This is a genomic window from Georgenia sp. Z1491 (assembly GCF_049856175.1).
Taxonomy (GTDB): Bacteria; Actinomycetota; Actinomycetes; order Actinomycetales; family Actinomycetaceae; genus JB111.
In genome coordinates this window covers 444,952-468,585 of the sequence record NZ_JBNDNA010000001.1, presented here as the reverse complement: position 1 = coordinate 468,585, position 23,634 = coordinate 444,952, and the positions used below count along the sequence as shown (strand labels likewise).

Sequence of the window (23,634 nt, the reverse complement as noted above, 5' to 3'; positions counted from 1 at the left end):
CAGGTCCTCGCCGAGCGGGCGAGGTACCGCTCGCTCAGGCGTCGAGGAGGTCGAGGAACGCCAGCGTCGCGGGGCCGGGGTTGAAGTCGCTCCACGCCAGGTGCTCGACCCGGACCGGTCCGTCGACCACCGGGACGACCACCGTGCGGGCGTCGTCCGGCACGACGGCGGCCGGCAGCAGCGTGACCGCGAGCCCCTCGGCGACCAGACCGAGGAGCAGCTCGGGACCGATCGACTCGAAGGCCACCTCCCGCGCGACGCCCGCGGCCGCGAACGCGATGTCGCTCTGCGCGCGGCCCGGAGTGCCGGCGCCGAAGTCGGCGAACGTCTCGTCGGCCAGCTCGGCGAGCCCGAGTCGGCGTCGCCGGGCGAGCCGGTGCCCGGCCGGGAGCACGGCGACGAGCGGCTCACGGGCGAGCTCACGGGAGGCGACGCCGACCGGCGAGCGGGTGTCGGACAGGCCGAGCACGGCGAGGTCGAGCTCGCCGGAGCGGATCGCGGCGACGAGCTCGTCGCTGCCACCGCCGCGCATCGTCACCCGCACCGCGGGGTGCTCGTCGCGCAGCCGGCCCACGAGCGCGGGGACGTCGAGGGCGGTGACGGTCGGGATCAGCCCGATGCGCAGCGTCCCTCGCACCTCGCCGGCGGCGGACGCGGCCTCGGCAGCGGCGCGCTCGACAGCATCGAGCGCGGCACGGGCCGCCGGGAGGAAGGCCTCGCCGGCGGCGGTGACCTCCACCCGCCGGCTCGTCCGGGCGAAGAGATCGACGCCGAGCTCCCGCTCCAACGCCTTGACCTGGTGGCTGAGCGCCGACTGGACCACGAAGCAGCGCTCGGCGGCGCGGGTGAAGCTGCGGGTCTCGGCCACAGCGAGGACGTAGCGCAGCTGCTGCAGCTCCATCCATCCATCGTGCTACGCGATCGATCCGATGACAACGATGTGTTGGACTCATCAACCAAGGCGGGCCGACGCTGGTCGCATGACGACGACAGCACCCCGCCCGGGGACATCGGCGCCCGACGCGACGCCCACCGGACCGCCCGGACGCGGCACCACGCCCGACGTCGACACGCCTCACCCCTCACCCGGCCGCACCACCGCGCTCACCCTGGCGACCGCTCTTGCGCCGGCCGTGTGGGGGACGACCTACATCGCGACCACCGAGCTGCTCCCGGCGGACCACCCGATGTTCGCCGCGCTCATGCGCGCGCTCCCGGCAGGCCTGCTCGGCCTGCTCGTCGCCCGCCGGCTGCCCCGCGGCGCGTGGTGGTGGCGGTCCGCCGTGCTCGGCACGCTCAACATGGCCATCTTCTTCCCGCTGCTCTTCGTGGCCGCGGAGCGGCTGCCGGGCGGCGTCGCCTCGACCCTCGGCGCCACTCAGCCGATCCTCATCACCTTCCTCGCGGTCCTCATCCTCTCGGAGCGTCTCTCACGGTGGCGGCTCGCGTGGGGCGTCGTCGGCGTGCTGGGGGTCGGTCTCGTCGTGCTCGGACCCGACGCGGCGCTCGACCCGGTCGGCATCGCCGCGGGCATCCTCGGCGCCGCCTCCATGGGCACCGGCGTCGTGCTCACCAAGCGGTGGGGCCGGCCCGACGACGTGGGGCCCGTGGGGTTCGCCTCCTGGCAGCTGACCGCGGGCGGCCTCGTCCTGCTCGTCCCGACCCTCGTCGTCGACGGCGTTCCCACCGGCATCGACGCCCCGGCCGTCGCCGGGTACGCGTGGCTCGGCCTCGTGGGCGGGCTCATCGCCTACTCGCTGTGGTTCGCCGGGGTCCGCTCCCGCCCGGTCACCGCGACGGCACTCCTCGGCCTGCTCTCCCCCCTCGTCGCGGCGGTCCTCGGGGCCGCCGTCGTCGGAGAGCGCCTCACCCCGGTCCAGCTGGTCGGGTTCGCCCTCGCCCTGGCCGCCCTCGCCGCGGGCCAGCTCGCGCCGCGGCGCCGAAGGCCTGGCGCACGCCGCAGCAGCCAGCCGTCCCCTCGACGCTCCCGCATCGACGCGCACGCTCCGCACACCCCGACGACGCAGGAGGTCGCATCGTGAGGATCGTCGTCATCGGCGCGACCGGCATGGTCGGAACCCAGCTCACCAGCGAGGCCACGCGGCGCGGGCACGACGTCGTCGCCGTCTCGCGGAGCCCGGGGCGCACCCGCACGCGCAGTCCTCGAACCACCACCGACGACGACGCACGGCGGGGCACACCCGTGCGCACCGTCGCCCTCGACGTCTCACGACCAGGCGCGGCCGACGCGGTACTCGCCGGGGCCGACGCCGCGATCCTCGCCGCACGCGCACCGTCGGGGGCAGAGCGGAGAATCGGCCCGCTCACGACAACGGTCCTCGACGCCGCCCGCCGCACGGACACGCGGCTCCTCGTCGTCGGGGGTGCCGGCCCGCTCAGCTCTCCCGGGCGGGCGGACCCGGCACCGGGTGATGCGGAAGCGGTCCCGACGGAAGGCTGCCCGGCGCCCGGGGACGGCGGCCTGCTCGTCGTCGACGATCCGAGGTTCGTCCCGCCATCGTGGCGTGCCGTCGCGGCAGCGAGCCTGGACCAGCTGGCGGCGTGCGTCGTCCATCCGTACGAGGGGTGGACCTACCTCAGCCCGCCCGCCGTCCTCGCGCCCGGCGAGCGCTCGGGCCGCTACCGACGCGGGACCACCACCCTGCTCACGGACCCGGACGGCCGTTCGAGCATCTCGGTGGAGGATCTCGCGGTGGCCGCGATCGACGAGGTCGAGGTTCCGGGCACCGACCGGCACATCACCGTCGCGCGAAGCCACACGGAACACCCCCGCATCGACCGCTGACGCCGGCGCCTCGCCCGGGCCTCGGCGAGGTCGTGCCCGGACCGTCGAGATCGTGCCTCGCGCGCACGACCTCGCCGCCCCAAGCACGACCTCGTCGGAGATGCCCGGAGCAGGCCGAGGCGGACCAGGACGATCCGCGCCCAGAATCTCCTTGCGCATCGACTGAACGCACGTATAGCGTCCTGAACATGAGTTCAACGTCCGAGGATCTCACCACCAGGGCCCGCATCCGGGACGCCGCGATCCACCGGTTCGCGGCCCACGGCCTCGACGCGTCGCTGCGCAGCATCGCCGCCGATGCCGGGGTCAGCGCGGGCCTGATCCTCCACCACTTCGGCTCGCGCGCCGGCCTCCGCGAGGCCTGCGACGAGCACGTCCTGGCGCAGATCCGCGACTTCAAGTCCTCGGTCCTCCGGTCGAACGCCCGGGCGGCCGCGATGCTCATCCCGCTCGCGGGTATCGAGGGCTACACGACGCTCGTCGGCTACGTGCTGCGGGCGCTGCAGCACGGGGGCGAGCTGACCGACCGGTTCGTGAACGCCTCCGTCGACAACACGTCCGTCTACGTCCAGGAGGCGGTCGACGACGGCGTCGTCCGCCCGAGCCGCGCCCCCGCCGCGCGCGCCCGGGCGCTCACCGTCCTGTCCCTCGGCGCGCTGCTCCTCCAGCTCCCGGGCCGGCAGGAGCACTGGGACCTCGAGGAGCTGCCCGCCATGCTGCGCGCCTACGCCGACACGATGACGCTCCCGCTGCTCGAGCTGTACACCGAGCCGCTGCTCACGAGCCCCGACCTGCTCGCCGCCTACCTCGCCACGCCCGACGGTGCCAGGGCCGCGCAGGAGGGCCGGGCGACCGACGGGCTCGACGACGAGGACTCCGACCCTTCCGACCGCACCACCACCACACCCTCCGACGACGACACCGCCACTGCGGCGCCCGCCGCCACCGATCCCGCACCTTCCACCACGTCCCACAGGAGCACCGCATGACCAGCCCCGCGATCGAGGTCGCCGACCTCGTCAAGACCTTCGGCTCCACCCGCGCGCTCGACGGCTTCGAGCTCACCGTGCCCACCGGGCGCGTCACCGGATTCCTCGGCCCCAACGGCGCCGGGAAGTCCACGACCATCCGCGTGCTGCTCGGCATGCTCCGCGCCGACTCCGGCCGCGCCACCGTGCTCGGCCAGGACCCCTGGTCCGACGCCGTCGCCGTGCACCGCCGCCTCGCCTACGTCCCCGGCGACACGAGCCTGTGGCCGAACCTCACCGGCGGCGAGGCGATCGACGTGTTCACCCGCCTGCACGGCGGCACCGCCGACCGGCGACGCCGCGAGGAGCTGATCGAGCGCTTCGAGCTCGACCCGACGAAGAAGGCGCGCACGTACTCCAAGGGCAACCGGCAGAAGGTCGCCCTGGTCTCGGCACTCGCCTCCGACGCCGAGCTGTTCCTCCTCGACGAGCCGACCTCCGGCCTCGACCCCCTGATGGAGGCCGTGTTCACCGACGAGGTCCGGAAGCTGCGCGCGGACGGCCGCACGGTCCTGCTGTCGAGCCACATCCTCGGCGAGGTCGAGAAGCTGTGCGACACCGTGACGATCATCCGGGCGGGCCGAGCCGTCGAGTCCGGCACCCTCGCCGAGATGCGCCACCTCACGCGCTCGACCGTCACCGCGACGACCAGCCACCCCGCCGAGGCGTTCACCCGCCTCGACGGCGTCCACGACCTCGCCCGCGAGGGTGACCGCCTCACCTTCGACATCGACAACGCCCGGATCAACGAGGTCCTCCAGGTGCTCGCCGACGCCGGCGTCGAGAACCTGTCCATCACCCCGCCGTCGCTGGAGGACCTCTTCATGCGCCACTACGGCGACGACGTGAGCGAGGCCGCCTGATGACCGCCACAGCCACCGGTCGCACCGACGTCCCGCCGGCACGCCGCACGGACCGACCACCGCCCGACGCCGGCACAAGCCTCACGGGGACAGCGACCCTGGTCCGGCTCAACCTGCGGCTCGACCGGGTCCGCATCGCGGTGTGGGCGCTCGCCGTCGGGCTCGTCGTCCTCGGCTCGGTCTACTCCCTCGAAGGCGCGTTCCCCACCCAGGAGTCGCTCCAGGGCCGCGCCGACCTCATGTCGAGCCCGGCCGCGGTCATCATGAGCGGCCCGGCGTTCGCTCTCGACGACTACACGTTCGGCGCGATGGTCGCCAACGAGCTCGTGCTCTACGTGCTCCTCGCGGCGAGCATCATGTCGATCCTCCTGGCCGTGCGGCACACCCGCGCCGAGGAGGAGTCGGGGCGCCTCGAGCTCATCCGCTCGCTCCCCGTCGGCCGGTTCGCCGCGCCGACGGCGTCCGTCGTCACCGTCGCCGTCGCCAACGTCCTCGTCGGCGCGGCAGTGACGATCAGCCTGGTCGTCCCCGGGATGGCTGTCACCGACTCGCTCGCCCTGGGGCTCGCCACGGCGCTGACCGGCATGGTGTTCGCCGCGCTCGCCACGGTGGTCGCCCAGACCACCGAGCACGCTGGCGGGGCGAGCGGGCTGTCGGCCGCCGTCCTCGCGGGCGCCTTCCTCGTCCGCGGCATCGGCGACGTCATCGAGCCCACGGGCTCGTGGCTGTCCTGGTTCTCGCCGCTGGCCTGGGCCCAGCAGACCCGCCTGTTCGTCGACCTCAGGTGGTGGCCGCTCGCGGTCTCGGCGGCCGCCGTCGTCGTCCTGTACGTCGTGGCCGTCAGCCTCGCCCGCAGGCGTGACCTCGGCGCCGGCCTGCGCCGCCCCTCCCCCGGGCCCGCCAACGCGGCGCGCTCGCTGCTCTCCCCGGCCGGGCTCGCCGAGCGGCTCCTGCGCGGCTCGGTCATCGCCTGGGGAGTGGGGACCTTCCTGTTCGCCGTGGCGATGGGTTCCCTCGCCGGATCGATCGACGACATGCTCGAGGACAACCCCACTCTGCAGGACTGGGTCGCCCTGGAGGGCACGGACATGACCGCGCAGTTCGCGGGCATCATCCTCACGATCGTCCTCGTGGCACCGATGATCCTCGCCGTCTCGGGCGTGCTACGGCTCAAGGCCGAGGAGTCCTCGGGCCGCACCGAGCAGACGATCGTCACCGGCAGCTCGCGGACCGGCTACCTCGGGGGGTGGCTGCTGACGGTCGCCGTGCACATGGTCCTCCTCACCGTGGTCTCCGGTCTGGGCACCGGGATCGGCGTGGCCCTCGGGGTCGGCGAGGCCTCCCGGATCGGCGAGCTCACCCTCGCCGCGCTGGTGTACCTGCCGGCGATCGCGGTGCTCGCCGGGCTCGCGGTCGCGACGTTCGGCCTGGCGCCTCGCCTGACGGTCCTGGCGTGGCTGCTGGTGGTGTGGACGGCGCTCGTGCTGTTCCTCGGCGGCCTGCTCGACATCCCGGGCTGGGCGCTCGCGGTGTCCCCGTTCGACAGCACGCCGGCCCTGCCCGCGGAGGATCTCGAGGTGGCCCCGCTGCTCGTGCTGACGGGCATCGCCGCGGTGCTCGTCGTCGTCGGGGCGCTCGGGTTCCGACGCCGGGACGTCACCTCGCGCTGACCTCCGGCTCGAGCGCCCGGGCGAGGTCGGCCCAGACGTCCTCCACGTCCTCGATCCCGACGCTCATGCGCACCAGGCCCGTCCGGGTGCCCTCGCCCCAGCGGTTGCGCCGCTCGGCGGTGGTCTCGACGCCGCCAAGCGAGGTCGCCATGATGACGAGCTCGGTGCGGGCGAGCACGCGGTCCGCCGCGTCCTCGCTCCTCAGGCAGAAGGACACGACGGCACCGAACCCACCCATCGTGCGGGCGGCGAGCTCGTGCCCGGGGTCGTCCGGCAGGCCCGGGTAGGCCACCGAGGTGACCGCCGGGTGGTCCGCGAGGCGCTCGGCGAGGACCTGGGCGCTCGCCTCGGCGCGGTCGAGGCGGACGGCGAGCGTGCGCAGACCGCGCAGGGCGAGGAAGGTCTCCATGCCGCCGGGGAAGCCGCCGTGCAGGGAGCGCTGCCGCACGATCGGCGCGAGGGCGTCGGGGTCCCGGGCGACGACCACGCCCATGAGCAGGTCGGAGTGCCCGCCGATGTACTTGGTGGCCGAGTGCACGACGTACGTGGCGCCGAGCTCGAGCGGCCGGAGCCGCAGCGGGGTGGCGAACGTCGAGTCGACCGCCACCGGCACGCCACGCTCGGCGGCGATCGCGGCGAGGGCCTCGACGTCGAGGATCTCGAGCAACGGGTTGCTCGGCGTCTCGAGCCACAGCAGCGCCGGCACACCCTCTGCGGCCGCGGCGTCGAGGGCGGCGGCGACGGCGTCGTGGTCGGTGGCGTCGACGGGGACGTCGCGCAGGCGCCCCAGCGCGGTGAGGTCGGCGAGCAGCGAGCGCACGCCGTGGTAGATCGTCGAGGAGCTGACCACGTGCGTGCCGACCGGCATCGTCTCGACGATCGCCGCGGCCGCCCCCATGCCGGAGGAGAAGGCGACGGCGTGCCCGCCGTCCAGGGAGCCGAGAGCGGCCTCCAGGGCGGTGGTGCCGTCGGTCCCGAACCGGGTGTAGTCGGTGCCGCCCTCGCGCAGCGTCGACGCCAGCGACGGCGGCACGTTGAGGGGTGCGCCGGGCCCGGCGGGGCGGCCGAGGGCGACGGCGCGGGTGCGGGCGGACCAGTTCTCGTTCACCCGGCCAGGGTAGGTCGGGGCCCGATCGGCGAGCTCGGCCGCCCGGCGCGGTGTCAGCGCATACGGGGCGGCAGAAGCCTCTCGAGCGGGAAGTAGGGCAGGTACAGCACGCCCGAGAGGTTGTGCCTGAACGTGATGCCCATGATCGCCTTGATGCCCCAGTGCATCGAGAACGCACTGACCGCCCAGAGGCGGGCGAGACGGCGGTCGAGCAGCGCGAGCGGTGCCGCGAGCTCGAGGACGAGCGACCCGGCGGCCGAGACCGTGAACAGGAACGTCTGGTCGTAGAGCCGGATGCCGAGACCGGCGGCCTCGCTGCCGAGGAGCTCCTTGCGCAGGCCGTCGGCGGCGATCTGCCGTCGCAGCACCTCGCCGTCGGCCCACCGCCAGCCCATCGGGCCGAGCACCTTGGCGTAGCCGGCGAGGAAGTAGTTGACGGCGGTGACGGCCTGCATCCCGCGCACGGGCGCGGCGTACCGCCAGGACGGCGCCGGCGCCCCTGGGTGAGCCGGGCCCGGGGTCGTCGCCGTCGGGCCCACCCGTCGCCTGAGGAGCCGGTCGACCGAGACGGCGTCGGCGGACGGGGTCACGCCCAGCACCGCGGTGTGCAGGACGAGGTTGTTGTCGCTGTGGAAGATCATCGACCACGAGTTGCGGTAGGACAGCGTCCACGTGAGCAGGGCGGCGTGCAGGGGTCCCGTCACCCGGTGGCGGACGCCGAGAGTGAACGCGACGTCGCTGGCGAGGGTGGCGTACATCAGGGCGTCGGCGACGGGCGCCGGCAGCGGACGCCGGAGGATCTTCACCGGGCCGACGGGCTGGAACAGGCCGGGGTCGGTGCGGTGGACGCGGCGGAACATCCGCACGCGCCTGCCCAGGTAGTAGGCGGTGTAGGCGCCGGTCGCGACCCGGTTGAGCGCGGGTCGCGCGGCCGCGGTGGCGGGCAGGAGGCGCCGGTCGAGGGCGGACGCGAGGCGCCGGGCGCCGGCGCGGATCCGGGTGGACATCGAAGGTCTCCAGGTGGGCCGGGGACGGGCGGGTCGGTACGTCGGGGCGGGTGCGTCGGCACTGGTACGTCGGGGACCGGGTGCGCCGAGCGGGAGGCACGCCGGGCGGCGGGATCGCGCGGTCGGTCAGGTCATGGTGCGCGGGACCGGCACCTCGGCGAGCACGGTGCGGCGTCGGGGCGTGCGGTCCCCCGCGAAGAAGTCGTCGAAGCGGTGCACGCTGGTGACGACGCGGACGTGGCGGACCGCGGCGTCGTCGCGCGCCGACGACGCCGCGACCGACGCCGCGACGAGGCGCGCGACCTCCTCGGCCCGCCCCTCGCGCACGCGGCGGTTGATCTGGCGGCGAACCTGGTTGAGCCCGCCGGTCCCGGCGTGGCCGCAGTGCAGGATCCGCTCGGTGCCGTCGGCGTCGATGCCGAGCAGGTGGTGCACGGTGCCGTTCCTCGTCCGGCGCACGGAGAACATCGGGTAGTAGGACAGGGGGAAGCCGTCGACCCGTTCCTTTGCCGGGCGGCGGTTCTGCCGGATCGGCGCGGCCACGACCGCGCACAGCGCGATCCCCGCGAGGTAGGTGAGGGTCTTGGCGCGGCCGGGCGAGCTCGCTGCCCGGCCCCGGTGCGAGGTCGCGGCGAGCCGGTTCATCGGGTCACCTCGATACTGGTCATGTCCACTCCTTCGTGTCTTCGTCCCGGGCTCGTCGAGCGTCGGAGGTGGGCGAGCGCCGCGCGGGCCGCGTGGTAGCCGTTCATGCCGTGGACGCCGCCGCCGGGGGGTGTCGACGCCGAGCACACGAACAGCCCGGGCACCCCCAGCCCGTAGGGCCGCAGGGTGGCGCGCGGCCGCAGCAGGAGCTGCGCCCCACCCATCGAGCCCCCGATGACGTCACCGCCGACGAGGTTGGCGTTCCACGCCGCGAGGTCGGCGGGCGCGGATTCCACCCGGCCCAGCACGCGGTCGCGGAACCCGGGGGCGAACCGTTCGATCTGTGCGTCGATCCGGTCCCCCACCGGTGCCGCCGAGCCGTGCGGGGTGTGGGCGTAGGCGTAGAGCACCTGGCGGCCGGCGGGGGCGCGTCCGGGGTCGAGGGCGTTCTGCTGGGCGACGAGGACGTAGGGCCGGTCGGGGTGGCGGCCGCGGTGGACGTCGCGCTCGGCGGCCGCGATCTCGTCGAGCGTGCCGCCGAGGTGGACGGTGCCGGCGCGGCCGACGCGCTCGTCGCGCCACGGCACGGGGCCGTCGAGGAGGTAGTCGACCTTGTGGGTGGCGGTGCCGTAGCGCCAGCGGCGCAGCCCGCGGGCCACGCCGTCGGGCAGCTCGTCGCCGACGAGGTCGGCGACGGCGTGGGGCCCGAGATCGAGCAGCACGACGTCCGCGGGCCGCACCTGCGCGAGGTCGGTGATCTCGGCGCCGGTGACCACCCGCCCGCCGTGCGCCTCGAGCTCGGCGACCAGCGCGGCCGCGATCGCGCGAGACCCGCCGCGGGCGACGGGCCAGCCGGTCGCGTGGGCGGCGGCGCCGAAGAGGACGCCGAAGGCGGCGGTCAGCGGGTGGGTCAGCGGCAGGACGGAGTGCGCGGAGGTCCCGGCGAACAGGGCGCGCGCCCGCTCCGCACGGAAGAGGGTCCTCGCGACGGTGGTCGCCGACAGCGCGCCGCGCAGCCCGAGGCGGGCGAGCGCCGCGGGGTGACGCGGAACGCGGAGCATCGGTCCGAGGAAGCCCGCGGTCGTCTCCTGCCAGGCGTCGACGACGGGGCCGTAGAGGCGCTGCCACGCCCTGCCGTCGCGTCCGAGGTCGGCGGCCGTGTACCTCAGCGAGCGGTACTGGACGGCGGCCGGACGGTCGTCGAGCGGGTGAGCCACGGGGATGTCCGGCTGGATCCACTCCAGCCCGTGCCGTGCGAGGTCGAGGGTGGCGAGGAACGGGCTCGCGATGCCGAACGGATGGACCGCGGAGCCGAGGTCGACCGTCGTCCCCTCGCCGAGGACCGGCCCGGAGCGGGTGGCCCCGCCCGGTTCCGGCCCGGCCTCGTAGACGGTGACGGCGATCCCCGCGCGAGCCAGCGCGACCGCGGCGGCCAGCCCGTTGGGGCCCGACCCGACGACGGCTGCGGTCCGGCCGGCCACGGCCGGGTCGTGCCCGACGTCGAACGGCGAGCGGCTCATGCCGGCACCGCCTCGGCGAGCCGTGCGGCGTCGTCGTCGGACGAGAGGAGCTCCGCGGGGGTGGCGACCCTGGTGAGCCGGCCGTCCTCCAGGCACCAGACGACGTCGGAGGACGCCATGAGCTCGTGCCGGTGCGTGACCACCAGGGCGGTGCCGTGGTGGTCGGCCAGCACGCGGTCGACGACACGTGAGTTCTCGGGGTCGAGGTGGGCCTCGGCCTCGTCGAGCACGAGCAGCGCGGGCCGGCCCAGGGCGGCGCGGGCGATGGAGATGCGCGCCTGCTGGCCGGCGGAGAGCCGGCCGCCGCCGGGGCCGACGTCGGTGTCCCAGCCGTCGGGCAGGGAGGCGACGAGCTCGTCGAGGCCGCACAGGCGGGTCACGCGCTCGAGCTCGGCGTCGTCGACCCTGGGGATCCGGTAGGTGACGTTGCGCCGGACGCTGCCCGAGAGCAGGGGCATGCTCGGCGAGGAGATCCCGATCGAGCGCCGGACGGAGCGCAGCGAGCGGTGCCGGACGTCCTGCCCGTCGATGCGCACGGTCCCGGCGTCGGGGTCGACGAGGCGGGCCACGACGGAGGTGAGCGTGGACTTGCCCGCGCCGTTGGGTCCGACGACGGCGACCCGGGTGCCGGGCTCGGCGCGGACGGTGACGTCGGTCAGCGCGGTGCCGAGGCTGACGTCGTCGACCTCGACGAGGCCGCGGTCGACCTCGATGTCCGGCGCGCCGGGCGTGACCGGCAGCGGGGCGATGTCGAGGAACCGGCGCACGGCCGCCATGGCGACCTTCGCGCGGGAGGCGTACTCGGCGACCCGCCCGAGGTCCCGCAGGTAGCCGGCGAGCATGCCGGCCACGCTCACGCCGGCGACGATCGTGCCCGGGGAGGCCCGGCCGGCCGTGACCTCGATGCCGCCGACCACCAGGGCGGCTGCGCTCGCGGCGACGGCGGTGCCCTCGGCGATGGCGCGGGCGGCGCCCGAGGCACGTGCCTGGTCGACCATGGCGGCGGCGACCTTCTCGCTGTGCCGGCCGACCCGCTTGCCCTCGCGGCGTTCCTGGCCGGCGGCCTGGAGCACGGCGACCTGGGTGAGCCGCTCGGTGACCTCGCCGGTCAGGCGGGACCGGCGTCGCCGGGAGACCTTGGCGGTGCGCATCATCCACGGGGTGATGGCGAGCGTGAGCGCCCCGCCGAGGACGAGCACCCCGCCGACGGCCAGGCCGAGGGTGAGGTTCATCCACGCGACGGCGGTGATCGCCAGGGCGATGGCGACGCCGGCCACGGTGAGGCGGGCGAGGCCGCGGCTGACCCACAGCCGCAGGGCGGACAGGTCGCCGACGAACTTCATCAGCATGTCGCCGCGGCCGCGGCGGCCGAGCTCGCGCGCCGGGACGGCGGTGAGGTGCGTGAAGAGGACGGCGCGGACCTCGGTGACGTAGTGCTGGCCGAGCTTCTCCGACTCCGTGCGCTCGGCCCCGCGCATCCAGGCGCTGATCAGCACGCAGGCGAGCAGGCCGACGACGAGGGTCGTCAGGCCCGTCGCGCCGGGGGACGGTTGAGAGCCCTGGCCGCCGGCCGCCGACCCGAGGAGGGTGTCGAAGCCGCGCTGGGTGAGCATCGCGACGCCGACGGCGGCGAGCGCCTGGCCCACGCCGATGCCGATGAGCAGGACGAAGCGCAGGCGTCGACCGGCGCCGATCGGGCGCGGGACGCTCGGGGCCTTGGGGACCGGTGGCTCGTTCTCGGCCGGCGGCGCGTGCGCGGAGCCGACGTCGTGGGCCTCGGACGTCGGCGCGCGCACGGAGGCGACGTCGTGGGCCTCGGACGGGGTGGGCGCCGAGTACGGCGTCGGCGCGCCCGTCGGCCGGGGAACCGGACGGGTCATGGTCAGACCGCCTTCGCGTCCTCGCTGAGCGCGGCGAGGCCCGGCACACCCCGGGTACGGGTGGCCAGGGCGGCGTCGCGCAGCATCACGGCCTGCTCGGGCTCGTCGAGGGCCATCGTGTCGACGATAGTCATGTTCGGGTGCACGGCCTCGAGCTCGCGGACCGCCAGCGGCGCGGACGTGAGCAGGCCGCTGACGGCGAGGAGCGGGAGATCGGCGTCGGCGAGCCAGCGCACACCCGCGACGGCGCCGAGCGCGTCCCGCGCGGCGAACACCACGCCGTCGGTCCGTGCCGTCGGTCTGTCGCTGTGTCGCCGCGCGTGCCGTCTCCGGCTGACTGGAACGCTAGAAACCCCTGGTGAGAGAGGAGTCACCGCCGAGATAAGACCGCGCTCACACGGGGGTCGGACGACGTGCGGACGCCGCGTCGGACGGCTCGGACCCTGCGCGTGCCGCCCCTACGCTGTCGACCCATGGACGACGCACACCGGCCCGGACCCGACGACGCCGGTCGGGACGACGACCCGGCCCGCGCGGACGACCCCGCGGTCGCGATCGGGGGCATCCACGGGTCCGACCGGACGTGGACGTACGCGATCTTCGGCGGTGGCGGCGCGGCGGTCGGCGCCCTGGTCCCGCTGCTGGCGGGCTGGGCCGCGCGGGTGCCGTGGATGCCGTTCCAGGGGCCGCTCGAGCTGATCGGGTCGTTCGACCAGTCCTGGCTCTCGTGGGGCAGGCCGCTGCTCGGGCTGCTGCTGGGCCTGGCGCTCGGCGCCGTCGTCGTGCATCGCGCCACGGTCCTCATGGTGAGCCGCGAGCGGATCACGGTGACGCGCGGCAACGAGGTGGTCCGGGAGATCGCGCGCGACCAGGTCGACGCCGTGTACCCCGAGAAGGGTCACCTCGTCGTCGAGACCGCCGCCGGCCGTCGCCTGTACGACGACGAGCTCGAGGGAGACCGCGGCCGGCACCGCGAGGTGCTGCTCGCGGCCGGCTACCCGTGGGAGGGACCGCGCGACTGACCCCGCCAGGTCGCCCGGCGTCCGGTCGCCGAGAGTGGGGGTGCGAGCGCGGGGCCGGCCGTCACCGGTCGACGACCGTGAACGTCCCGTCGCGTCGGGTGTCCTCGGCACCGCGCACCTCGCGGGCGCCGTGGTCGATCGCCAGCGCCTGTACCGAGCCGAAGACGTGGTCCTCGGGGTCCGGTACCTCGATCGAGTACCCGAGCCCGGCGAGCGCATCCGCGGTGGCAGCGTCCGGGGCCGCCTCCATCTGCAGGATCTGCCCCTCGGCGTGCGCCCGGGGCGCGGCGACCGCCTCCTCGAGGCTCTGGTCGTGGAGCACCCACCGGGCGACGACGCCGGTGAGGATGTTGGGGATCCGCCGACCGCCGGGCGTGCCGATCGCGAGGACGGGCCGGTCCTCGCCGTCGACGACGACCGCGGGGATCGACCAGCTGACCGACCGTCGGCCGGGTGCCGGCTCGTTGGCGTCGGTGGTCCCGATGGCCTCGAACCGGGTGAGCTGATCGTTGAGGAAGAATCCGCCGACGCTCTGCCCCGACCCCCAGAAGTGCGTGATGGTGTTCGTCATCGACACGGCCAGCCCGTCCGCGTCCACCACGCTGACGTGGGTCGTGTTGCCCGCCTCCGCGAGGTCGGCCCGTTCCGGCACCGCCGGGGCAGGCCCGGCGGGCGCGGGCCCGTCGACGCTCGGGTCGATCGGCAGCGCCCCGGCGAGCTCCGCGTTGGCCCCGGGGTCGGTGATCTCGTCGAGCGGCACGTCGACGAAGGCGGGGTCGCCCAGCAGGGTCTGCGCGGTCCCGTCCGCCACCTGCCAGGCGCCGGCGAGTCGGTGGGTGTGGTCCGCGGTGCCCGGCTCGAGGTCGGCGACGCCCAGAGCCTCGGCGACCTGAAGCTGCTGGACGAGGGCGGCCCCCGGCAGGGGCGGTGCGGCGGCGAGCACCTCGTGGTCACCGAGCGCCCCGCGCGCGGGCTGCGAGCGGACCACCTGGTAGCCCGCGAGCGAGCCAGGGTCGAGCCCCGGAGCGGCGGCGAGGTCGCTGCTCAGGGTGCCGGTGTAGAAGGCGTCCGCGCCCTCGTCCGCGAGCACGCCCAGCGTCGCGGCGAGCTCGTCCTGGACGAGGGTCTCCCCCTCGCCGAGGGGCGTGCCGCCGGTGGTGAACTGGGGGTTCTCTGCCGCCACCTGGCGCCCGGTGGGCGTGTCGAGCAGACCGGCGAGAACCTCGGAGACCGGGTGCCCGTCGGACGCGAGCTCGATCGCGGGCTCGAGGAGCCGGCTCCACTCGAGGCGCCCGTGGTCCGCGTGCAGCTCCGCCATGCCGGCGACGAACCCGGGGACGCCGGTTCCGCCCGGGGGGACGACGCCGTCGTCGGGGACGACCTCGCGGTAGTCGTAAGCCTGCGGTTCCTCGTCCCCGACCGTGGGGACGACGAGTGTCGCGCCGCCGCCCCCGACGCCGGACGCGAACGGCTCGACGACCGAGACGGCGAACGCGGTGGCGATCGCCGCGTCGACGGCGGACCCGCCGTCGGCCAGGACCTCCGTTCCCGCCTCGACCGCGGCGGGGTCGCCGGCGCTCACGCCCATCGAGTCCAGGGCCGTCTCGTCCGGTGGGTCCGACGGGGTCTCCGTCGCCTCTGCCGAGGGTGCCTCCGACGGCGACGTCCCGTGCGTCGGGCTGGGCCCGACGGTCGGCGTGGGCGGGGATCCGGGCTCCGTGGTGGGCTCCGGTCCCGACGAGGGCTCCGACGCGGTGCACCCCCCGGCGAGCGTCGCCGCCGCGACCACCACCACCGCGAGGCGGGAGCGCGCGGACGCGTGCCGTCGTCGTGTCATCGTTCCTCCACCTCACACCGACGTCGTGGCACCGTCCAGGTTGGCATGCCGCGCCCCCACGCGCCGGTCGGCCGGCGCTCCCGGGCCGCGGGCACGCGCACGACGGGGCCGGGGTGGTCGTCGCAACCCCGGTGGCCGCGCCCTTTCGCCAGCAGGCACGCGCTCTCGGTAACCTCGCAGCAAGGCCACCCGAGAGCCCACGGCGCGGTCGGTCCACAGTCGGGGAGGTGGGGGCGTGTGACCGATGACCACCGCGGGGCCGTGACGTCCGAGCGGCGGGGGGACGAGCGGATCGTCGCCCTGGACGTCGCGCGCACGGTCGCGATCGTCGGGATGGTCGCCGTCAACGTCGGCCCGACCGGGGTGCCGGGCTGGGCGGGCTCCGTGTACAACCTGCCCCACGGGCGCGCGTCCGTGCTCTTCGTGCTGCTCGCCGGCGTCGGGCTCTCGATGCTGACCCGGCGCGTGCGCGGACCGCGCGGCCGGGAGTACCGGCCGCGCACCTGGCTGGTCGTCGCCTGGCGGGCCGCCCTGGTGCTCGTCATCGGGCTGGTTCTGCAGCTCCTGGACCACGGGTCCGACGTCATCCTCGTCACGTACGCGGTGCTGTTCGCCGTCGGCGGCCTCGTCATGGCGGCGTCCGACCGCGTGCTGCTGGTCGCTGCCGGGCTGGCCGTCGTCGCCGGCCCGCTGCTGTGGATGTGGCTCGGGACGGGCGACGTCTCCCCGGCGCCCGACCTGCTGATGACGCCGGTCGAGGCGGCGCGATCGGCGGTGCTGACCGGCCCATACCCGGTCGTCACCTGGCTGGCGCCGTTCCTGTTCGGGATGTGGCTCGGCCGGCGCGACCTCGGTGACCGCCCGACGCAGTGGCGACTCGCCGCGTGGGGGCTCGGCATCACCGTCGGCGCCGCCGTCGTCTCCGCCCTCGGCGCGGCTGCGTTCTACGACCCGGACGGCGAACCGTTCCCGGGCCTCCTCGTCACGAGCGCGGCGCACGGTCAGATGCCGTTGTGGCTCGTCGGTTCCGCGGCGAGCGCGGTGGCGGTCGTGGGCGTCGCGCTCCTGCTCGGCGACGAGCTCGCGCGCCCCTGGGCGCGGCCGCTCGTGGCAACGGGTCAGCTCGCTCTGACCATCTACGTCGGGCACCTGCTCGTGCTCGCCGCCCTCCGGCCCCTGCCGCACACGCTCACCCAGGGGTACGCACTGTCCGCGCTCATCGTCGTCGGTGCCGTGGCCGGGGCGACGGCCTGGCGCATCGGGATCGGTCGAGGGCCGCTCGAGTCGCTCCTGCGACCGCCCCGTCGGCGGCGGTGATCGCCCCTCTGGCCCGCTCGTCAGGGGTCGGGCGCCCCGGCGCTCAGAGCAGCCCGGCGAGCACGCGGGCGTGGTTGTGCTCCGTGTCCTTGGCGGCGTACAGCAGGGTCACCCGCTCGTGCTCCTCGACCAGCTCTGCGAGGTGGTCGAGGGCGTCCGAGCCCTCGAGCTCGGCCTCGTAGCGCCTGCCGAACTCCTCGTACCGGTCCGGGTCGTGGCCGAACCACTTGCGCAGGTCGGTGGACGGCGCCACGTCCTTCAGCCACTCGTCGAGCTCGGCGTCCTCCTTCTTCACGCCGCGGGGCCAGACCCGGTCGACGAGCACGCGGTACCCGTCCGATCGCGCCGCGTCGTCGTACACGCGCTTGATCTCGACGCCCATGACTCCCCTCCGATCAGCTCGCGTTGAGTGCGGTCCGGTTCCGCTCCGCGACCGTCATGAAGTATCGGTACAGGGCGGGAAGGTCGAAGCTCTTGGGGAACTCGAACGTGTAGGTCGCCGTCGCGGAGTTGTGCGCTCGTAGCCGCGGGGTCGTGATGTAGGTGATCGTCAGCTCGGAGTCGTCGATCCCCGAGCCGGCAGTCTCGGCGGTCACGTCCACGACCGAGTCGAGCGCGATCGAGAAGACCCGCACCTTCTTCCCGGTCACGCCCTGCCGGTCGGTCGTGATGATGCGGCGGTCCGTGAGCGCGAAACCGTCCCGGATCATGCGGTAGGCGGACTGGAGCTGCTCGCCCTCGGTCAGCCACTGGCCGTAGGTCGCACGGGCGCCCTTCTCGTCCATCTGCTGCATGTTGCCGGCGAGCCCCTGCAGGAACCCCATGGTCGAACCTCCGAGGTCGGCGTGACGTGTCGACCCAGGCTAGGCCCGACCGCCGACACGCGACGGACACTGCGACAGCGGGTTCGCGCCGAACCCCCAGATCGAACGCCGAGACAGACGACGGCGCATGTGGGTTCGGCGGCCAGCGGGTGGGTTCGGCGGCGAGCGAGAGCGCCCGACGGACGGAGAGCCTCCCCGCACCGCGCACCCGCTTCGGGACCGCAACCGTCCGTCCGGTCTCGTCTGCCGAACGAACCCCACAGTTGCTGTCACCGCGTCATATCCTGGACGCAGGCCGGTCCGGGGCGATCCCCGGGAGCGCATACCCCCAGGTCCCCCACCCGAGAGCTCGGGGTCAGCGCGGCCGACAACTTCATACGAATTCATGGATCTGGGAATGATTCGTCCCCCGACGACATTGGACCGGACAGGAACGTGACGCACCGGGCGCCCCCGATCACGCGCCCGGACCACGTGACCGCCCCGACACTCCCGAATGCCCGGGGCAGGACGACATCCACGAGAGGAACACCGTGACCGCAGGTAACGCACCCGTCCCGCACGACCCGAGCGTCGACACGCTCGGCCCGCTCCCCGAGGGCACGGCGCCCACCGGCGCCAGCACGCGCGAGAACGGCGCGCCCGCCGTCAGCGACCGCAACTCGCTGAGCGTCGGCACGAACGGCCCGCTGCTGCTCCACGACGTCAAGCTCGTCGAGTCCCTCGCCCGCTTCAACCGCGAGTCGGTCCCGGAGCGTCGTCCGCACGCCAAGGGCTCGGGCGCCTTCGGCCGCTTCGAGGTGACGAACGACGTCTCCGCCTACACCAAGGCCGCCGTGTTCCAGCCGGGCGCCCGCACCGAGATGCTCGCCCGCTTCTCCACCGTCGCCGGCGAGCTGGGCTCGCCCGACACGTGGCGCGACGTCCGCGGCTTCTCGCTGCGCTTCTACACGACCGAGGGCAACTACGACCTCGTCGGCAACAACACGCCGGTGTTCTTCGTGCGCGACCCCATGAAGTTCCCCCACTTCATCCACTCGCAGAAGCGCCTGCCCGACTCGGGCCTGCGCTCGAACGACATGCAGTGGGACTTCTGGACGCTCAACCCCGAGTCGGCCCACCAGGTCACCTACCTCATGGGCGAGCGCGGCCTGCCCGGCACGTGGCGCCACATGAACGGCTACGGCTCGCACACCTACCAGTGGGTCAACGAGTCCGGTGAGCGCTTCTGGGTGAAGTACCACTTCCACACGAACCAGGGCATGGAGTTCCTCAGCAACACCGAGGCCGACGAGCTGGCCGGCACCGACGCGGAGCACCACCGCCGCGACCTGTTCGACGCGATCGCCCGCGGCGACCACCCGTCCTGGAAGCTCTCGGTCCAGGTCATGCCGTACGAGGACGCGAAGACCTACCGGTTCAACCCGTTCGACCTCACCAAGGTGTGGCCGCACGCGGACTACCCGCTCATCGAGGTCGGCACGATGACGCTCGACACGAACCCGGTCAACCACCACGCCCAGATCGAGCAGGCCGCGTTCGCGCCCTCGAACGTGGTCCCCGGCATCGGCTTCAGCCCCGACAAGATGCTGCTCGGCCGCGTCTTCGCCTACGCCGACGCGCAGCGGTACCGCATCGGCCCGAACTACAACCAGCTGCCCGTCAACAAGCCGATCGTCGAGACGAACAACTACGGCCAGGCCGGTCCCATGGAGTACGAGCACAGCGGCGCCCGGCCGAACTACGTGCCCAACTCCCACGGTCGCGACTACGCCGACTTCCAGGGCGTCGAGGACGAGGGCTGGGAGGCCGACGGCGAGATGGTGCGCCAGGCGTACGCGCTCCACGCCGAGGACGACGACTTCGGCCAGCCGGGCACCCTGGTCCGCGAGGTCTGGAACGACGACCAGCGCGCCGCCTACGTCGACCAGGTGGCGGGCTCCCTGCTCGGCGGCGTGAGCGAGGCCGTGCGCGAGCGCGTCTACCTCTACGTCAAGGCCGTCGACCAGGCCACCGGCCAGGCGATCGAGGACAAGGTCCGCGCGGCGGGCGCCTGATCCCGAACCTTCGGGGCCGCCGGTGAACGGCGGCCGACGCACGACGGCGCACCCCGAGCCCGGGGTGCGCCGTCGTCGTTCCCGTCCGCTCCGGGCACCGCGAGCCGAGCGGGTCGCCGGCACCCCCGGCCCGACGACGGGGCAGACTCTCCCCGATGACCTCGCTGCTCGCCGCCCACCCGCTCACGCTCGGCACGATGTACTTCGGCACGACCGTGCCGGCCCGCATCGCCCACGACGTGCTCGACCGCGCCCGCGACCTCGGCGCGCTCTCCTGGGACACGGCCAACATCTACGCGCACTGGGTGGGCCGCGACGGCGGGGAGTCCGAACGCACGCTGGGCGCCTGGTTCGACTCGCGCGGACCGATCGCCCGCGACGAGGTCACCCTCGCCACCAAGATCGGCAACCTGCCCGTGGCCGGCGGCCCCGGGCCGGGCGGGACCACGGGCCTCGGCGCCTCGGCCGTCCGACGGCAGGTCACCGACTCGCTGCAGCGGCTGCGCACCGACCGAGTCGAGGTGCTCTACGCCCACATCGACGACCTCCACACGCCCCTCGACGAGACCCTCGGCGCCCTGTCCGACCTCATCGACGAGGGACTGGTGCGCGAGATCGCCGCGAGCAACTACTCGGCCGAGCGTCTGCACGCCGCGCTGTCCGTACCCACCGCGCACCGCTTCACCGCGCTGCAGCAGCGCTTCACCTACCTGCGGCCCGCTCCGGGTGCGGACCTCTCACCCCACGTCCAGCTCGACGACGCCGTAGCGCACCTCGCGCACCGCTCCGGCCTCACGCTCGTCGGGTACTCCCCGCTGCTGTCCGGGGCGTACACCCGGGCGGATCGGCCGATCCCCGAGCAGTACCGCACACCCGCACTCGGCCCGGCGCTCCTCGCGCTCGGCGAGGTCGGTTCGGAGGTCGATCTCGACGCCGGACAGACGGTGCTGGCGTGGATGACGCAGCGCGGGCGCCCCGTACGGCCGGTGGCCGGCGTCTCGAGCGTGGGCCAGATCGAGGACGCGTGGCGTGCGGTCACGACCGAGCTGGATCCCGACCAGATCGACCGTCTCGACCGCGCCCGGATCGTCGGCCCCGCCGCCCGATGACCCGGGAGACACCCGACAGGACGATCGCCAGCACCACGGCGACCACGATCGCGACGAGCACGTCGTCGAGCACGATCCCGACGCCGACGCCCACGGCGATCCCGAGGACGAAGCGCAGGGTCCACGGCTGCTCTCCCATCCCTCCAGGCTCCCGAACAGAACCACGGGCTGCAAGAGTGGTCGCATGACCTCCGACAGCTCGATCGACGCGGACCTGCTCGTCATCGGCTGGGGCAAGGCCGGCAAGACGCTGGCCCGCGCGCACGCCACGGCCGGGGAGCGGGTGGTCATCGTCGAGGCCGACCCGCAGATGGTCGGCGGGACGTGCATCAACATCGGCTGCGTGCCGACGAAGGCGCTCGTCCACCGCGCCGCCGGACGCAGGGACGAGGATGCGGCGGGTTGGTTCCGGTCCGCCCAGGGCTTCCGCACCGCCCTGACCGCCAAGCTGCGCGCGGCCAACCTCGCGATGGTCGACGACCTCGACTCCTCGACCGTTCTCATCGGCACGGCGCGGTTCGTCGGCGACCGGACCGTCGAGGTCGCCACCGCGGACGGCACGGTGACGGTCCGGGGGACGCACGTCGTCGTCAACACCGGGTCCGAGCCGTCGTTCCCACCGATCGAGGGCCTGCGGGCCAGCGCATACGTCGTCGACTCCACCGGTGTCCAGCTCCTGGGGTCCCTGCCCGAGCGGCTCGTCGTGCTCGGGGCGGGACCGATCGGGCTCGAGCTGGCGGACGCGTTCACGCGGTTCGGTTCGCAGGTGACGGTCGTCGACGTCGCCGAGCGGCTGCTGCCGCGCGAGGACGAGGACGTCGCCGCCAGCGTGCGCGCCGCCATGGAGGACGCGGGGACGACGTTCCTCCTCGGGGCGTCGGCCCGCCGCGTCGTCGACGGCGACAAGGCCGCCGACCTCATCCTCGACGTCGCGGGCCCGGACGGGGGCGCAGCCACCGAGCGCACGCTGACCGCGGAGGCGATCCTCGTGGTGACCGGCCGGAACCCCCGCACCGCCGAGCTGGACCTGGAGGCGGGCGGTATCGCCGTCGGGGAGCGCGGCGCGATCACCGTCGACGAGCACCTGCGCACCAGCGCCGAGGGCGTGTTCGCGGTGGGCGACGTCAACGGCGGCCCGCAGTTCACGTACATCTCCTACGACGACCACCGGATCGTGGCGGACCAGCTGCGCGGCGGGTCGTCGCGGTCGACCGAGGACCGGGTGGCCGTCCCGACGACCACCTTCCTCACGCCACCGCTGGCCCGCGTGGGCCTCACCGAGGCGGAGGCCACCGAGCGTGGGATCGACGTCGTCGTGCGGTCCAAGCCGGTCGCGGCGATCGCCGCGATGCCACGCCCGAAGGCGGTCGAGGAGACCCACGGGCTCATCAAGGTGCTCGTCGAGGCGGGCACCGACCGCATCGTCGGGGCGGCCCTGCACACGGTCGACGCCCAGGAGGTCGTCAACCTCCTCGCGCTCGCCATGCGGCACGGCATCACCGCGAGCGATCTGCGCGACGGCATCTGGACGCACCCCTCGTCGACCGAGGCCCTCAACGAGGTCCTCGCGTAGCGCCCGGAGCCGTGCACCGGGCCCGACACGGTCGCCGGGCCTCACCCGCTCGCCGAGCCCGACCCGGTCGCAGGGTCCACGCGGATTCCCCGTTCCGCCCACAGCGAGACCCCATCCCGCCCCCGTGCGTGACACGCCCACGCGCCCCTAGCGTGAAGAGCATGACTCAGAAGGTGATCGTCCTCGGCGGCCACGGCAAGGTCGCACTCCTCCTCCACCCCCTGCTCGTCGACAAGGGCATCTCCGTCGACGCGGTCATCCGCGACGCCGATCAGTCGCACGACATCACCGCGACCGGCGCGATCCCGGTCGTCGCCGACGTCGAGAAGCTCTCCACCGAGGAGCTGACCGACCTGATCTCCGCGCACGACGCCGTCGTGTGGACCGCCGGCGCCGGGGGCGGAAACCCGGACCAGACCTACGCCGTCGACCGTGACGCCGCGATCCGATCGATGGACGCCGCGAAGGCGGCCGGCGTCAACCGATACGTCATGGTGTCCTACGTGGGCGCCGGACCCGACCACGGCGTGCCCGAGGACAGCTCGTTCTTCCCCTACGCCGACGCCAAGTCCACCGCCGACGCCCACCTGCGCGAGAGCGGCCTGGACTGGACGATCCTCGGCCCGGGCGGCCTCACGCTCGAGCCCGCGACCGCGAGGATCACCGAGACCGACCAGTCGGGCGACACCTCCCGCGCCAACGTCGCCGCGGTCATCGCCGCGGCGCTCGAGCAGCCCTCGTCCATCGGGCGGACCGTCAACTTCCACGACGGCGCCACACCGATCGCGGACGTGCTCGCCTGACCGCCGCGAGTCACACGCAGCTCGGCACGACGGCCGGTCACCCCGCGGGGTGACCGGCCGTCGTCGATCCGTCCGACCTCGGTCAGCTCGAGTCAGGCGCGGGAGGCGCGGTCGCGATCGAGTCGTGCGACCCGTCGGGGGCCTGCCGTCACGCGGTACGACTCCTCGACCAGCTCGGCGATCTCCGACCAGCCGGTCGCGTCGTCGAGGTCGATGCCGTACCAGCCCGACGCCCCGACGTACGCCGGGTAGAAGCAGCGCGGGTCCGCGAGCATGCTCCGCAGCTCGTCCTCGTCCGCGGCCCGCAGCAGGAGGCTGGTGTCGTGCCGCTCGTGGTCACCCGGCCCGAGCCGGACGCTGCCGCCGTACGTCGCGAAGGTCTTCGTCGTGAAGAACGTCGGCCGGCCGTGCGAGACCTTCTCCGCGGCGTCGGGCAGGGCTAGCGCGATCTCCCGCACCCGGGCGAGCACGGGGTCGGCGTCGTCGAACATCCGCGGGTGCCCCATGGAGGAACCGTAGACCTCCGGTACGCATGGGTTCGACAGCCCCGGCGAGGCGGACGAGG

Annotated in this window: 22 protein-coding genes; 11 read left to right on the top strand and 11 right to left on the bottom strand. The window is 74.2% G+C overall.

Annotated elements, in window-relative coordinates; genetic code table 11:
• Positions 1 to 34 precede the first annotated feature (34 nt).
• Positions 35 to 901, bottom strand: a complete 867-nt coding sequence (locus ACPYO4_RS02185; RefSeq protein WP_425707564.1) for a LysR family transcriptional regulator — start codon at positions 899 to 901, stop codon at positions 35 to 37.
• Positions 902 to 980: 79 nt separating this feature from the next.
• Here ACPYO4_RS02185 and ACPYO4_RS02180 point away from each other — a divergent pair, with 79 nt between their 5' ends.
• The 5 genes from ACPYO4_RS02180 to ACPYO4_RS02160 all read left to right on the top strand — a co-directional run bounded on the left by ACPYO4_RS02180 (position 981) and on the right by ACPYO4_RS02160 (position 6,367).
• Positions 981 to 2,042 (top strand): EamA family transporter, encoded by a 1,062-nt coding sequence (locus ACPYO4_RS02180; protein ID WP_425707563.1) that lies wholly within the window; start codon positions 981 to 983, stop codon positions 2,040 to 2,042.
• Positions 2,039 to 2,806 carry an NAD(P)-dependent oxidoreductase gene (locus ACPYO4_RS02175; RefSeq protein ID WP_425707562.1) on the top strand — a complete coding sequence of 256 codons (768 nt, stop codon included), beginning with the start codon at positions 2,039 to 2,041 and terminating at the stop codon, positions 2,804 to 2,806. Before ACPYO4_RS02180 ends, ACPYO4_RS02175 begins: the two co-directional genes overlap by 4 nt.
• 188 nt (positions 2,807 to 2,994) lie before the next feature.
• A complete protein-coding gene (locus ACPYO4_RS02170; protein ID WP_425707561.1) occupies positions 2,995 to 3,795 on the top strand; it encodes a TetR family transcriptional regulator in 801 nt (266 codons plus the stop codon).
• Complete coding sequence (locus tag ACPYO4_RS02165; RefSeq protein WP_425707560.1) at positions 3,792 to 4,697, top strand: ATP-binding cassette domain-containing protein; 906 nt, start codon at positions 3,792 to 3,794, stop codon at positions 4,695 to 4,697. The genes ACPYO4_RS02170 and ACPYO4_RS02165 overlap by 4 nt, the downstream gene beginning before the upstream one ends.
• Positions 4,697 to 6,367, top strand: coding sequence for an ABC transporter permease (locus ACPYO4_RS02160; protein WP_425707559.1), 1,671 nt, complete (start codon positions 4,697 to 4,699; stop codon positions 6,365 to 6,367). Before ACPYO4_RS02165 ends, ACPYO4_RS02160 begins: the two co-directional genes overlap by 1 nt.
• Here ACPYO4_RS02160 and ACPYO4_RS02155 read toward each other — a convergent pair.
• The 6 genes from ACPYO4_RS02155 to ACPYO4_RS02130 form a co-directional block, all read right to left on the bottom strand.
• Complete coding sequence (locus ACPYO4_RS02155; protein WP_425707558.1) at positions 6,354 to 7,475, bottom strand: trans-sulfuration enzyme family protein; 1,122 nt, start codon at positions 7,473 to 7,475, stop codon at positions 6,354 to 6,356. The two genes, ACPYO4_RS02160 and ACPYO4_RS02155, sit on opposite strands and share 14 nt — an antisense overlap.
• A gap of 53 nt (positions 7,476 to 7,528) precedes the next feature.
• Positions 7,529 to 8,482 carry a hypothetical protein gene (locus ACPYO4_RS02150; protein WP_425707557.1) on the bottom strand — a complete coding sequence of 318 codons (954 nt, stop codon included), beginning with the start codon at positions 8,480 to 8,482 and terminating at the stop codon, positions 7,529 to 7,531.
• Positions 8,483 to 8,608: 126 nt separating this feature from the next.
• On the bottom strand, positions 8,609 to 9,127 hold the full coding sequence (locus ACPYO4_RS02145) for a hypothetical protein (protein ID WP_425707556.1): 519 nt from the start codon (positions 9,125 to 9,127) through the stop codon (positions 8,609 to 8,611).
• The gene (locus ACPYO4_RS02140; RefSeq protein ID WP_425707555.1) at positions 9,124 to 10,647 is read right to left on the bottom strand and encodes a phytoene desaturase family protein; all 1,524 of its coding nucleotides are present in this window, start codon (positions 10,645 to 10,647) and stop codon (positions 9,124 to 9,126) included. Before ACPYO4_RS02140 ends, ACPYO4_RS02145 begins: the two co-directional genes overlap by 4 nt.
• On the bottom strand, positions 10,644 to 12,527 hold the full coding sequence (locus ACPYO4_RS02135; RefSeq protein WP_425707554.1) for an ATP-binding cassette domain-containing protein: 1,884 nt from the start codon (positions 12,525 to 12,527) through the stop codon (positions 10,644 to 10,646). Before ACPYO4_RS02135 ends, ACPYO4_RS02140 begins: the two co-directional genes overlap by 4 nt.
• 2 nt (positions 12,528 to 12,529) lie before the next feature.
• Positions 12,530 to 12,805 carry a hypothetical protein gene (locus ACPYO4_RS02130; RefSeq protein WP_425707553.1) on the bottom strand — a complete coding sequence of 92 codons (276 nt, stop codon included), beginning with the start codon at positions 12,803 to 12,805 and terminating at the stop codon, positions 12,530 to 12,532.
• 195 nt (positions 12,806 to 13,000) lie between these two features.
• Here ACPYO4_RS02130 and ACPYO4_RS02125 point away from each other — a divergent pair, with 195 nt between their 5' ends.
• Complete coding sequence (locus ACPYO4_RS02125; RefSeq protein ID WP_425707552.1) at positions 13,001 to 13,549, top strand: YqeB family protein; 549 nt, start codon at positions 13,001 to 13,003, stop codon at positions 13,547 to 13,549.
• Between the two features lie 61 nt (positions 13,550 to 13,610).
• On the opposite strand, the gene ACPYO4_RS02120 is transcribed toward ACPYO4_RS02125, so the two are convergent.
• Positions 13,611 to 15,386, bottom strand: a complete 1,776-nt coding sequence (locus ACPYO4_RS02120; protein ID WP_425707551.1) for a gamma-glutamyltransferase family protein — start codon at positions 15,384 to 15,386, stop codon at positions 13,611 to 13,613.
• A 237-nt stretch (positions 15,387 to 15,623) separates the two neighbouring features.
• Here ACPYO4_RS02120 and ACPYO4_RS02115 point away from each other — a divergent pair, with 237 nt between their 5' ends.
• Positions 15,624 to 16,703, top strand: coding sequence for a DUF418 domain-containing protein (locus ACPYO4_RS02115; RefSeq protein WP_425707550.1), 1,080 nt, complete (start codon positions 15,624 to 15,626; stop codon positions 16,701 to 16,703).
• A 43-nt stretch (positions 16,704 to 16,746) separates the two neighbouring features.
• On the opposite strand, the gene ACPYO4_RS02110 is transcribed toward ACPYO4_RS02115, so the two are convergent.
• Positions 16,747 to 17,085, bottom strand: coding sequence for a DUF488 domain-containing protein (locus ACPYO4_RS02110; RefSeq protein ID WP_425707549.1), 339 nt, complete (start codon positions 17,083 to 17,085; stop codon positions 16,747 to 16,749).
• A gap of 13 nt (positions 17,086 to 17,098) precedes the next feature.
• Positions 17,099 to 17,527 carry a PH domain-containing protein gene (locus tag ACPYO4_RS02105; RefSeq protein WP_425707548.1) on the bottom strand — a complete coding sequence of 143 codons (429 nt, stop codon included), beginning with the start codon at positions 17,525 to 17,527 and terminating at the stop codon, positions 17,099 to 17,101.
• Between the two features lie 533 nt (positions 17,528 to 18,060).
• Here ACPYO4_RS02105 and ACPYO4_RS02100 point away from each other — a divergent pair.
• The 4 genes from ACPYO4_RS02100 (at position 18,061) to ACPYO4_RS02085 (ending at position 23,069) form a co-directional block, all read left to right on the top strand.
• On the top strand, positions 18,061 to 19,584 hold the full coding sequence (locus tag ACPYO4_RS02100; RefSeq protein ID WP_425707547.1) for a catalase: 1,524 nt from the start codon (positions 18,061 to 18,063) through the stop codon (positions 19,582 to 19,584).
• A 155-nt stretch (positions 19,585 to 19,739) separates the two neighbouring features.
• On the top strand, positions 19,740 to 20,693 hold the full coding sequence (locus tag ACPYO4_RS02095; protein WP_425707546.1) for an aldo/keto reductase: 954 nt from the start codon (positions 19,740 to 19,742) through the stop codon (positions 20,691 to 20,693).
• 184 nt (positions 20,694 to 20,877) lie between these two features.
• Complete coding sequence (locus tag ACPYO4_RS02090) at positions 20,878 to 22,266, top strand: FAD-dependent oxidoreductase (protein WP_425707545.1); 1,389 nt, start codon at positions 20,878 to 20,880, stop codon at positions 22,264 to 22,266.
• 161 nt (positions 22,267 to 22,427) lie between these two features.
• The gene (locus ACPYO4_RS02085) at positions 22,428 to 23,069 is read left to right on the top strand and encodes an SDR family oxidoreductase (protein WP_425707544.1); all 642 of its coding nucleotides are present in this window, start codon (positions 22,428 to 22,430) and stop codon (positions 23,067 to 23,069) included.
• 92 nt (positions 23,070 to 23,161) lie between these two features.
• Here the strand turns inward: ACPYO4_RS02085 and ACPYO4_RS02080 are convergent, their stop codons facing one another.
• The gene (locus ACPYO4_RS02080) at positions 23,162 to 23,575 is read right to left on the bottom strand and encodes an MmcQ/YjbR family DNA-binding protein (protein ID WP_425707543.1); all 414 of its coding nucleotides are present in this window, start codon (positions 23,573 to 23,575) and stop codon (positions 23,162 to 23,164) included.
• Positions 23,576 to 23,634 lie beyond the last annotated feature (59 nt).